The sequence below is a fragment of the Flavobacterium psychroterrae genome (genome assembly GCF_018380615.1).
In the GTDB taxonomy this organism is placed as follows: Bacteria; Bacteroidota; Bacteroidia; order Flavobacteriales; family Flavobacteriaceae; genus Flavobacterium; species Flavobacterium psychroterrae.
Map to the genome: position 1 here is coordinate 38199 of NZ_JAGYVZ010000029.1, position 12436 is coordinate 50634.

Genomic DNA, 12436 nt, shown 5'->3' on the forward strand with positions numbered 1-12436 from the left:
TTTCAATATATTTCACAAATCTTATGCTAAAAAAATACAGTCCTTTACTTCTATTTACTGCAATCGAAATTGGTATCGCATTAATAGGTTTAAACAATTACATCACTAATAATTCAAATTTATTATCTTTTTTTACAGCTTTGTTTTTGTTCATAATACCAGCATTTTATTACTTTCTAACTAAGAAAAAAGAAATTGAATTTACTTTTTGGTTTGTTTTTTATTCTGTTTTTAAGATTACTCCTTATATGTTTCAGATGGAAAACAACTTTTTTCAAGTGATTTTTCCAATGGAAAATTTATTTCAACATTGCATTTGTGACCTTCTTAATATGGAAAGCTTTTCAATTCATTCGAAATTTCAGTAAAGCAATCAAACAAAAAGACACTATTGAACAAGACGAATATTCTGTTATTTCAGATTATATAAAAAAATCAATCCCTTTTAAGAAATTAGGAAAAACAATTGCTTTTGAAGTTTGCTCTTTCTATTATTGTTTTATAAAATGGAAAGGAAATAAAAACAATCAAAATAATTTTTCAGGATATCGGGAAAGTGGCGTAAGTGCTCTTTATATTGGTTTAATGTTAGCTTCTGGTTTTGAAGCCATTGGTTTACATGTGTTTTTAATTTTAAGAAGTAAAACTGCTGCAATTCTTTTTCTGATACTTCATATCTATTTAATTATAAATTTGACAGGTCACTTAAAAGCTATTTTCTTTAGAAATCATCTTATTTTATCTCAAAAAATAGTGATTCGTTACGGGCTTTTTGACACTTTAGAAATACCTACTGATTCGATTATTACAATACAAAAGTTTGAAGGAGATTATGATAAAAGCAACGAGCTTCTAAAATTTGCATTACTGGGAAAATTAGAACCTCATAATATTTTGATTGAATTAAAAAATAATATTAAAGTTCATTTACCTTTTGGAATCACAAAACAACCCAAACGAATATTACTGTATATAGACAACGCAAATGATTTTATTAAAATAGTCAAAAACAATATAGAAGAAAACGAAAATTTTCCTCAAACAAAATCGTTGCAAATAGAAAAAAGCATGTAAAACTACTATTTCACTTGCTTTTTATTTTAAACCAATAAAATTGGTTTAGATTTTTATTCTTTCGCAACGGCGTCTTTCTTTTTTGCTAACTGATTTACTCTCCACATTAATAAGATGGTCGAAAGCGTAATCACAGCAATAACATATCCTAAAATATTATAGTTTTCTAACGGAGATGATTTTGTTTCCTGATGTACAATAAACCCTGCGCAAACAGCTGCGATTCCGCCAGCAATTTGTTGTAATGATGAGGTAATAGACATATAAGCGCCACGATCTTTCATTTCAGGAATAGCAGTATTTAAGGTAGTTGCCGGAATCATACGACTCATTATTCCCATAAATAAAATCATATTGATTACTACGACTTGCCATAACGGAATAGGATCAAGATTGGTGTAAATTAAAATCATAATCACAGAAATTACAGATCCTGCGGCAAACAATTTAAACTTACTGACTTTATCACTTAATTTTCCAACCAAAGGCATAATAAAAAGTACCGATAGTCCAGTGAAGAAAAATACCATTGGCAATTCGAGATGGCTTATATTAATATTATTGACCAAAAAAGCGGTTCCAAAAGGCTGTAACATAAAACCTCCAACCGATAAAAATGCAATAGCGGTAAAACCTATCTGATAATTTTTATTACTCAGCGTATGCCACAGATGTAAAAACGGACTTTTATCTGATTGTAATTCTAAATGTTTAATAATAGGCTGCATTTGAGTTATAATGGCAATCAGAATAAAAACTCCTAATACCGCAATCATAATAAAAGCCGAATGCCATCCCCAGTGATTCGCAAAATATAACCCTACCGGAATTCCTAAAATCTGACTGGTTGCAAACGCCATTTGTATAAATCCCATAACACGGCCTCTTTGTTGAATCACAAATAAATCAGTTACGATTGCCAATGAAACAGATCCAATTACCCCACCAAAAAGTCCGGTAACTATTCTTGCCATTAGCAACATCATATAACTGGACGAAAGTGCACAGAAAACAGTTCCTATAATAAAACCTGTATAAAAGAAAATCAGTAGTTTTTTTCGATCAAAGCGATCTGCAAAACCCGCAGCAAGTAATCCCGAAATTCCGGCACTAAACGCATAAGCTGAAACGGCAAAACCAAAGTTGGCAGTTGTCATATCAAGGGTTTTCATTAAAATATCTCCTAAGGGAGAAATAACCATAAAATCAAGTATTACCGTAAACTGCAAAAGAGCTAAAATTGCGATAATAATTTTTTGGTGAAAAGTAAAAGCGGGGCTGTCCCCTATTGTTTTTTCCATATAAATGGTTTTATTTTTATTAATTTAATTCCTGGCATTCATGACCAAATTTGTTGATCATACCAATGATTGTTTCAGGCTTAAGCACGTTTGAAACAACGCGAAGTACGCAATCGACATCTTCATGATCGATACTCCATTGCTCTATTTCCTGATGCTCATCCAGCGTTTTACGCATCTCGCAGGCCGGATCAATATTCGTAATATTCGTTTTAAAAACGTAGATTGAGTTTAAATCTGTTTCCATAATTTTTCATGGTTTTAAGGCTTTTATGGTTCGGCTAAAAGCTTCTTTCATAATTTCTTTGGTAAGTGTAAACGGTTTCCCTCCCATACTCTTACCCTCAGTATGCAAGTTCAGCAATGTATATAACGGTCCGTAAGCCACAGACCAAAAGGCTTCAAATGTCATTGGGACCAATTGTTTATTACGATGTCCGTTATCGATAAACTCAGTCATAATTTTTCTAAAATCTGCAAACTCCTTAATAGATTCTAAAATAATTTCTGAGTGAGGGGAATGTTTGACGATTTCAAAAAAAGCAACTTCCTTAGGGTATTTCATGGTAAATGCCGCTCGGTTTTCCCATTGCTTCCATAATCCGTCTTCAAACGACATTTTGGGTGAAAAATCTTTTACTGTTCCTGTAAAAAATTTAAGTGCAATTATGGCACCTATTTTTTGTATTAAATCATCTTTGTCTTTATAATAAATGTATAATGTTCCAACAGATATAGAACAGGCTTTCGCCAGCTTATTCATACTGAAACCCTGAAATCCGTCACGAACGATTTGATCAATTGCAGTTGTAATTACCAGCTTCTCCTTATCAATATCCCGAATTCTCATATGGTATTTTTTTACAAAGATATATTAATAAATGAATGAACATTCTTTTATTAATTATTTTTTTTTAAATTTATTTTAATTGATAAACCAGACAGTTTTTAGAAACCTGTCCGGTTTAAAATCAGTAACTAAAAATTTATTGCATAAAAAAACTCCTGCTCAAAAAATGAACAGGAGTTTCAAAAACAAATCTAATTTCTATTTCTAATCTAAATTTTCTATTTAATTATGCTAATCCACGAGTTAACCAACCACTTTTATTGGCAGTAACAATAGCATATGGAGTAATCCAGAATAAGCTAAAGGTGTAAAAAAGACTGTATGAATACGCCCAAAGAGAATCTGAAAAACTATATCTTTTAGCATAGAACAAAACCGGAAAACTCGAAACAATCAATATTCCCAATAATGTTGAACTTAAAAACAATAACGGATGCATGATGATAAAAACAAACATAAAAATCATGAACGGATATGCCATAACAATTTTAAATGCCTGATTTAACCATAAAAGTCGGGATCCAAATTTAGATTCTTTTCTAAAATCTGTAAAAACATATTTTGCCATTGCAATATTTTCACGCACATTACTTCTGCTCCATCTAATAAACATTTTGTATAATCCTGTGTATTCTTCCGGAACATTTGTCAGAACATAAGCATTTCTTTGAAACAATACATGTTGACCTTGTTTTAGGATCATATTGGTCATGGCACGATCTTCACCAATATCAGATGCCTGTCCCATAAAAGTTTGGTTGATCCATTCGTCAAGACAAGCAAAAACAGCTGTTTTACGATATGCTGCTGCTGCTCCGGGAGTACAAAGTACAGAGCCCAATTGACTTTCTGCAGAACGCATGAATTCAAAACTCATTACAAAACTAACGTTAAGCATTTTTGGCAATATTGCCTTTTTACTGTTCAATACGTGAACATTTCCGGCAACTGCACCACATTTTTCATTTACCACAAACGGACTAACCAAATTACGCAGAGTATCTTTTTTCACAATTGAATCCCTATCAACTGTTACAAAAATTTCTCCCGTTCCCAATTCAAATCCACGGTATAATGCGTGACGCTTTCCAGCGTTTGCAGGTTGTTGAAAAATCGTTAAACGATCTCCTAATTTTATTTTGGCTTGTTGCATCCAGTACCAGGTATCATCCTTACTACCATCATCAACGGCTAATATTTCTAATTTATGTGCAGGAAAATCACTATCTGCCAGGCTCAATAAAGTATCCCAAACCAGTTTTCCTTCGTTATATGCAGGAACAATTACAGTAACTGTTGGCAGCATTTCATCCGAAACGGATTCGATAGGTTTGTATTTAAAATACAAGTATAAATTATAAAGAAAAACTCCTGTCTGAAAGAAAAATAATAAACCTGCCACGATCAAAAAAGGAAGTCCCCAGCTAGAGTTCATTCGGTCAATTTGAAACTGATCAAAGTCCGGCTGTAAATGATACACCGAGTAAGCTCCAACAAACATTAAGATAAATGTACTCACAAGCACAAATAATCCAAATTTACTTTTGGTACGCTCGTTTACTTTTTTGGCAGATATGTTTGAATTGTTGATACGAAAAATAGCGTTGTTTAAAGCTTTTTCACTATTATGATCCGGATTTGAGGTATAAAATTGTTCTGTTGTTAGGGTTTCACTTTTCATATGACACTACTTTTTGATTGCTTTGTATGGCTTTTATTTAATTTGCTTTCCTCCCGATTCTTTATTTTCATTTATCGTGAAGGATTTTACATTATCCCATTTTGCAAGCCTTGTGCCATTATTATTTTTTACTGGTTTCTAGCAGTTTAACTATTTTATATATTTCTGATGTGTGTAATTATTATACGTTTTCAGGATACAGTATACAGTTTTTGTTGAGGTTTTTGGGAGTTTTTGAGGCTGAAGTTTTCTTAGGTTTGAGTGTCCGAAGATTCAGTATAACGTTTTCCTGAATTTATTATTGTTATTCTGAGCGAATTCGAAGAGTTTTGGAATTTGGGATTTAAAAAATTTCGAGATTTCTTTTTTTGGAGCTATTTCCCACTGTCCGTTTCAATCTTTTGTGGCTCCCGAAGCCTCGGGACCGGCACAAAAAGGATTTCCACTTCCATCAGGGCCAGGGATTTTGAGGTTATGAGATTTTTTTGGATAAAATAAATCGTTGCGTTGCTTTTGGTAAAGGAAAATCTCCTATTACTGAGTATGTTTGTAATGTTTTAAAGAATACTAACTAGACAAAAAATGGTCTGTCGGGATTTCCGACTGACTTCTTTATATGGGTCATTAAGAATTTAATCTTCACAAAAAAAGGAAAACACATAAAATACTTTCCTTGATTATTAAATAAGACAAATTGATATATTATCTAAACTGCTGATCTACTATAAACACTATTTCCAGCACCATAATAATTAGAGTAAATATGCTGATAAATAGTAACAGTTTTGAGACTAACTTCTTCATCAGTGTAAACTTCTTGAGGAAGCCAAAGTAATTGATTGTAAATCTCACTTTTTACTTGAGCAGTAACTTCTCTTTTCTCTCGCCAACGATCAATTTTTAATTTTTCTGCCTTCAGTTTTCCAAGTGTTTCCTGAGCTACTTTTTTTACCTGTTTGAGATCTTCTCCATGCAACTCTTTGCCTTCCCTTAGCAAATCAAATATGGCTAAAGTTTCTTGATCTTTCAGATTTTCTCTAACTGCACGTTGCTCCTCTAAACTTAAATCTTTAAAGAAATTATTTAGATTATTAAACGCTGCAACGGTATCTTCTAAAGATTTTCCTTTATTATATTCCTCTACGATCTCCTTATATCTTTCATAAAAATCTAACCTTAATGGATTTTCTTTTAGCATTTGTTGCAGTTTTTGATCTATAGCTTGCTGCAAATCATAAACTAAAGTATTTTTATTTGGTATTTTTGCAAATGCAGCTCTTAACTTTTCAAAATCTAACTTACTTAAATCAACATAAATTTCATTATTTGGTTCCTTTACTTCATCTTGCTGTAAATGTACACTTTCGTTCACGATACCTTGCAACTGCATCATAATCTCAGTTACATCTGCAGATTTCACACTTTGATTTAATAAGTTATAAATAGCATCAATTGCATTGAATTCTTTAATATATTGTTTCGATTCCACTTCTGGAAATAAGGCTTTATATTTTCTAAAGACATTACGAGCCATCATTTCAAAACTGGTACGTGTAGTTTCATTTAAACAAACACAATCCCCTGCTTTTTTTAGCAAACCAATTTTCTCCATTGGTTTAACATTAAACAAATCAGAAAGTTTAAAATTTATGGAATGCAGATAATCCTTTGCTTCTTTTATAGCCTTTTTTAATTCACTTTCCAAATCAGCAATCTCTTCAACTGCTTTGCCGCCTTCAGCATTTTTGTCTCCTTTTCCACCTTCACCATAAACAGAATAAGCCTGCTCTAATTGCTTATAAACATTTCCATAATCGACAATCAAACCATTTTCTTTTTCATCATCATACACACGGTTGGCTCTGGCAATGGTTTGCATAAGAGTGTGTCCTTTAATAGGTTTGTCTAAATAAACTGTTGACACACATTGCGCATCAAAACCGGTAATCCACATCGCACAAACAATGGCTAAACGGAAAGGGTTTTCGGCATCCTTAAATTCCTTTTCTAAATTGCGCTCTACCATTTTACGACGATGTTGCTCAATATCCAAATTCATCTTTCGGAATTTATCTACTTCGTTCTGCTCACTACTAACTACAACACAAACTTCTGTTTCAGCGACTTTATCATATTTACGTTGTAATTCTTGCGCTTCTTGTTGATCTTGCGCTTTTGCAATACGACTTTCTAACTCTCTTAAATATAATGGCCAATATTTCAAGATTAATTGATGCATTCGCACGGCTGTTGGTTTATCAAGCGCAACATACATTGCTTTTCCTTGATAACCTCTTTCATTAAAATGCCAGACCAAATCTTTTGCGATGTCATCTAATCGATGCTCTGCGGTAAGGATTGGATAATTTTTTTGAAATAAATAAGACAATTTATTTCTTTTATCTTCATCAAGGTTTTCATCTTCGAGTACCTCAGCCATTTTTTCATCAAGCTCAGGATTTTCAATTCCTAATTTTTTCCCTCTGTTAATATATAATAAAGGCAATGTCGCATCATCTTCGATAGCTCTTTTAAAATCATAAACTGAAACATATTCACCAAAGATATTTTTAGTTAATTCTTCTTCATCCTTAATAATTGGAGTTCCTGTAAAACCAAGATAAGAAGCATTTGGCAAACCAAAGAAACGCATATTTCGTGCATAAGTTCCTCCTTGTGTACGATGTGCTTCATCCGAAATTACAATGATATTTTTACGATCAGTAATTAAGGGATATTCAGATTCCTTTTCAGGATCAATAGAGAATTTATGAATTAAAGTAAAAACATAACGATGATTTTCTGCCAGTAATTCCCGAAGGTGATCACGTCCTGTTAGTCCTGTTTTTTTTCCTGCAACTATATTTTTGTCATTGACAATTCCAACTCCAGAAAAGGTATCGTATAACTGATTTTCTAATTCGGTTCTATCGACAGCAATTAAAAAAGTATAAGCGCCACCAAATTTTCGATGTACTTTTTCACATAAAAAAACCATTGAATAAGACTTTCCACTACCTTGTGTATGCCAATACACTCCTAGTTTACCTTGAAGATCTTCAATATTTCTTACGTTTTCTAATACTTTATTTACTCCAATATACTGATGATTTTTAGCCATCAGTTTGACTATTTCTCCACTATTTTCATCAAACAATAGAAAGTTTTCGAATAAATCCATTAAACGATGTGGTGCGCAAGTACCACGTAACATCGTATCTAAACTGACTATTCCTTCTTGTTCTTCTTCGATTCGTTTCCAATCCAAAAAGAATTTGTAGGGACTTGTCACAGTTCCTACTTTGCTGTCAACACCATTACTTAATATTATAAAAGCATTGGTGTGAAATACCTGTTCAATAGTATCTTTATAATCTCTGATATTATCATTATAGGAATTACGTAAATCATTGCAATGAGCTTTTAATTCGAAAAAAACTAAAGGAATTCCGTTTACAAACCCAATTACATCTGGACGACGACTATACAATTCTCCAACAATTTCTAATTGGCGAACAGCTAAAAAGTCATTATTTACATAATTATTGTAATCAAATACTTTAAGCTTCTTTTTTATCAGTTCCCCTTCATCATTAGTATAAGATACGGGAATACCGTTTTTAAGCAGCTCGTACTTGTCTTTATTTATACTTCCTAATCTTTTATCAGCTATTTTTTGAGCTAGAATTTCATACGCCTGTTCGTAAACTGAAAAAGGTAAATCAGGATTTAATTTAACTAATCCCTTAATGACATATCTTTTCAAAATAACTTCTGACTTGTTCTCACGGCCTAACAAACCTTCTTCTCCAAAGGTTTCTTTCGTCCATGCCGTAACCACTTTCCAACCTAACTCTTGCAATACATCTTGAGTAGCTTGTTCTATGAGGGCGTCTTCTGAATATTCGTAGCTCATATTATTATTTGATATAAGGTAATTTTAAACCTAGCTTATAAACTCCAAAGTACTGTTTTATTTCATTACTTTTTAACTCAACATCTTTTAAACTTTCTAAACCATTTTCTTGATCTGGATATATTATTAAACAATCTATAACCTCTCCTTCTTTTTTGCCCAAATCTTCATAAACTTTTCGTAAACGGGCATATCCGCTAACTTGACGAATATCTTCATCATGACTACCATTTAGATAAATCATTTTATATTTAGCATCTATGACCATTTGATAATCATGCGTTTTTAGTAAAAAATCAAGTTCATTTCCATAATATTTAAATTGAAATTTTATTTGATTTTGAAAGCGGTCTTTTAGCAATCCTAAAGCATAGAGTTCAAACAATTTACTCATATCAATCCAAAAAGGAGGTGTTTTAATTGTAACTTTCTCTGTATTAGAAATATTATACCCAAATCGTCTCAAAATTTGTTTTGCTAAATGAATTGCAGGTTCGTACTCTTTATAAAATGCGTTTGTTTTACTATGCTTAATTTCGTTTAAATCAATTTCATCTGAAACTTCGTAAAATGTAGGATTTATGTAATTAAAAGTATCCTGTAAATCTTTATTATTAGTGAAGTTTGGATAATGCGGCAAATATCTTTTTACAAAAGTTAATGCTTTTTTCAACAAACGATTTTCTTTATTATTTAATCCAAACTCATCATAACTACAATAAGTATATAAATTTTTATTTTGCTGAAGATTAAGTTTAATTGATTTACCAACCAAGATCTTTCCTTTTACTTTACTATGAAGATTTTGCTCTACCTTATAATATGACTTCTTTAATCCTTTCCGAACAATCTTTTTAATTAAACTTAAAAACTCTACTACCAAAAAAGGCGTTAACAAATCTTGCTTTTGGCCAATTTCAATAGTTGGTAAATCCCATTTTACCTCAAACAATTCATTGATTTCCTTTGCTACATCGGTATGTCGAAGAGATGAAAAAAGCATTTTAATAAAATCAACTTCTTTGTCTAATTCATTCAGTTTTGGCCTAACATGCAAAGCTGATTGGTTTATTTGAATCCAATCAACACCAATGAAATAACCTGTTTTTATTCTATATGAATTAAGCGCTGTTTGAGATTTTCTAATTGAAAAACAAGGTAAACTAGCATCTTTACCTCTGTGCTTTTTTGTAAAAAGTGGCTCATAAAGATCTGTTGGTATTACAAGCTTATCATCTAGAAATGATTCCTCGTCATGCTCCCTATATGTTAGTAAATTAACATTCAAACTCTGCTATTTTTTTAATTTCTTCTTTTGCTGTTTCAAGTAATAAGCCATCTTTTACATATTCGTTCAAGATTGGAATTATTTCATACTTTAATCGCATTTCAAGTTCAGTTTTCTGTTCTTCTGGGGTCCTTCCTTTCAATAGAAAATAGCTATGCCCTAACTGAATCTCTTTAAAATTAAAATCCGAAGCTAAAAAATCTGAATTGATATTTATCCCGTCTTTTACTTTTACAAAAAGATTTGCAACACGGTTAAATAATTCTTTTCCCTTTACTGTATTGATAACTTCTGCATTTGGAAAAACGTCTACAAATGCAAAACGTCTTTTTATTGCATAATCAATATGACCTACACTTCTATCTGCTGTATTCATTGTACCTATAATGAATAAATTATCAGGTATGATTATGGTGTTATCCCCATCAATATCGTACATACTCTGCACAGGTTCATTACGATACTCTAAGGCATAAATTAACTCTCCTAAAACAGATGCAAGGTTAGCTCTATTTATTTCATCAATTATTAAAACATGATTTTCTTCAGAAGCTGCTGCCGTTTCAGCAAATTCGGCAATAATTTTATTTTTTGCTTGATAGAAAATATCTCCATCTTCATCTATTTCAGAAACAATTCCTCTAACAAAATCTTCATAGGTGTAGGAAGGATGAAATTGAATAAGTTTGTACCTATCTGGAATATTACCTCCTAAAAGTTCAAATGCTATTTTTTTTGCGGAATAGGTTTTCCCAGTTCCAGGAGGGCCTTGAAGAATAATTTGTTTTTTATATTGAAGTAAGTCGATTATTTCATTCATCTTTTTATACTCTTTACTATTTTGAACTTCTCCCGAAAGGATTTTTTTTACAAAATCAAAAAAGGAATTATCACTAAGTTGGATTATTGTATTTGTAATTATACTATTTGGCCCCAGGTTGTCCATAATTCCTGGAATGTTAATTCCGCGTTCATGTATATCTTCCCAGCCTTCTAATGCAAGTCGTTGGCCCCATTCTCCTTTAAAACCATTTTCAATTGTCAAATCTTCATAAATACAGGGAGCATCTGTAAAAGTTACGATTTCACCGTCATCATTCCTTGATCGACTTCTTAATAAATCATCTAGAGTTGTTTCTAAAGTACTTTCAACTTCTGTTTCAATAAAGGTTGAGTGTCCAAAAAATTTATTTTGATTAAATAGAAGTACCTTATCGCCGGGTTTTATTTTTTTAGCGGTATTAAGAGTTTGCGTTACTGTTCCTTGCTTTTGAACTGTGTATTGAAAATACATTACAAAACTATGATTTTCTAAATCATAGTTTATTTTTTTTTGTTCGTAGCCATTTACTACCCAATACTTTGTGTCTTGACTTACTACTTTGTATTTACACATACAAGCATCATAAAGATCTTTAATTGTTATATTTAAAGGTTTTATAGTATTAATAGTTGCTTTTAAAATAGAAAGTGTCTTGTCTTTTTGAGATTGTCCTTTACCAATATGTGAAGTATTATCGACGAAACGACCAAAAATTATTTCTTCGCAATTTCTAATTGGATGAAGAATCAATTTTCCTTCATTAAATTGTAATTGAATATCGTATGAATTAAGATCTATACTTTGTTTAGGCAAAAAAGTCCTGATTTTTCTAAAGTTATCTTTATTTCTGTATGTTTCAGGATTCCTTAAATCATCTTCTAATAATTCAGGTTCAATTTCCAGCTCAAAAAACGCTTTTTTCTCACCACCAGTTGACCTTGTAGTTTTAACAATCAGATTGACTGTCAATTTTAAAAATTTAAAAGCGATTAAGTCTTTTATTTTTAAACCTGTATCAGAAATTAAAACATCAAAATCAAGTCTATCATTTTCATTAGTTGTCATTTTACCCCAAGCTCTTGCTTTCCATAACTGAATACGATTGCCTCCAATGATAAAGGCATAATCCCCCACATCAATACCATTATACCATGTACTGCCTTTCGTAGCTTGATAATATCCATCGTCAATTTGTTTTGTATCGAAGTTACCAGATATTTTACCAAAAAATATTTTCATTTTAGACATTTAAAGTTTCTAATTGCAACCCCTCCGCATCAATCATCCCGCTCATTAATCTCGGCAATAAAATATCTCGAGCTTCTTTGAGAAGACGGTTTTGATTTAATAATATTTGTTGTGAATCTTTTAATTCAATTAACCCGTTGGGTGAAATTAAATTATTTGATTTTTAATATTATTAATTGGTCTGTCAAATATAAATTTGTTAATATATTGAACCAATGTAAGTGCTGCTATTTTTGCTAATATTCTTGTTTTAAA

General features: G+C 31.5%; 8 protein-coding genes and 1 pseudogene. 1 reads left to right on the forward strand and 8 read right to left on the reverse strand.

What is annotated here, in order from left to right:
• Positions 1-318 precede the first annotated feature (318 nt).
• Positions 319-1074: a hypothetical protein gene (locus tag KHA90_RS21755; protein WP_213306541.1), complete on the forward strand. Its 756-nt coding sequence runs from the start codon at positions 319-321 to the stop codon at positions 1072-1074.
• A gap of 53 nt (positions 1075-1127) precedes the next feature.
• Here KHA90_RS21755 and KHA90_RS21760 read toward each other — a convergent pair whose 3' ends face one another.
• The 8 genes and pseudogenes from KHA90_RS21760 to KHA90_RS21795 all read right to left on the reverse strand — a co-directional run.
• Positions 1128-2375, reverse strand: coding sequence for an MFS transporter (locus KHA90_RS21760; RefSeq protein WP_213306544.1), 1248 nt, complete (start codon positions 2373-2375; stop codon positions 1128-1130).
• A gap of 19 nt (positions 2376-2394) precedes the next feature.
• Complete coding sequence (locus tag KHA90_RS21765) at positions 2395-2622, reverse strand: hypothetical protein (protein ID WP_213306547.1); 228 nt, start codon at positions 2620-2622, stop codon at positions 2395-2397.
• Positions 2623-2628: 6 nt separating this feature from the next.
• Positions 2629-3225 carry a TetR/AcrR family transcriptional regulator gene (locus tag KHA90_RS21770; protein ID WP_213306550.1) on the reverse strand — a complete coding sequence of 199 codons (597 nt, stop codon included), beginning with the start codon at positions 3223-3225 and terminating at the stop codon, positions 2629-2631.
• Between the two features lie 226 nt (positions 3226-3451).
• Positions 3452-4906 carry a glycosyltransferase gene (locus KHA90_RS21775; protein ID WP_213306553.1) on the reverse strand — a complete coding sequence of 485 codons (1455 nt, stop codon included), beginning with the start codon at positions 4904-4906 and terminating at the stop codon, positions 3452-3454.
• 706 nt (positions 4907-5612) lie between these two features.
• On the reverse strand, positions 5613-8822 hold the full coding sequence (locus KHA90_RS21780) for a type I restriction endonuclease subunit R (protein ID WP_213306556.1): 3210 nt from the start codon (positions 8820-8822) through the stop codon (positions 5613-5615).
• A gap of 4 nt (positions 8823-8826) precedes the next feature.
• Positions 8827-10110 (reverse strand): McrC family protein, encoded by a 1284-nt coding sequence (locus tag KHA90_RS21785; protein ID WP_213306566.1) that lies wholly within the window; start codon positions 10108-10110, stop codon positions 8827-8829.
• The gene (locus KHA90_RS21790) at positions 10100-12172 is read right to left on the reverse strand and encodes an McrB family protein (RefSeq protein WP_244860514.1); all 2073 of its coding nucleotides are present in this window, start codon (positions 12170-12172) and stop codon (positions 10100-10102) included. The genes KHA90_RS21785 and KHA90_RS21790 overlap by 11 nt, the downstream gene beginning before the upstream one ends.
• A 156-nt stretch (positions 12173-12328) precedes the next feature.
• Positions 12329-12436: pseudogene (locus KHA90_RS21795) on the reverse strand (IS982 family transposase); the annotation flags it as partial.

What these genes read in the sequence shown, in the direction of transcription:
- KHA90_RS21775 (WP_213306553.1), bottom strand. Translation starts at nt 4,906, where the DNA reads ATGAAAAGTGAAACCCTAACAACAGAACAATTTTATACCTCAAATCCG.
- KHA90_RS21765 (WP_213306547.1), bottom strand. Translation starts at nt 2,622, where the DNA reads ATGGAAACAGATTTAAACTCAATCTACGTTTTTAAAACGAATATTACG.
- KHA90_RS21770 (WP_213306550.1), bottom strand. Translation starts at nt 3,225, where the DNA reads ATGAGAATTCGGGATATTGATAAGGAGAAGCTGGTAATTACAACTGCA.
- KHA90_RS21790 (WP_244860514.1), bottom strand. Translation starts at nt 12,172, where the DNA reads ATGAAAATATTTTTTGGTAAAATATCTGGTAACTTCGATACAAAACAA.
- KHA90_RS21780 (WP_213306556.1), bottom strand. Translation starts at nt 8,822, where the DNA reads ATGAGCTACGAATATTCAGAAGACGCCCTCATAGAACAAGCTACTCAA.
- KHA90_RS21760 (WP_213306544.1), bottom strand. Translation starts at nt 2,375, where the DNA reads ATGGAAAAAACAATAGGGGACAGCCCCGCTTTTACTTTTCACCAAAAA.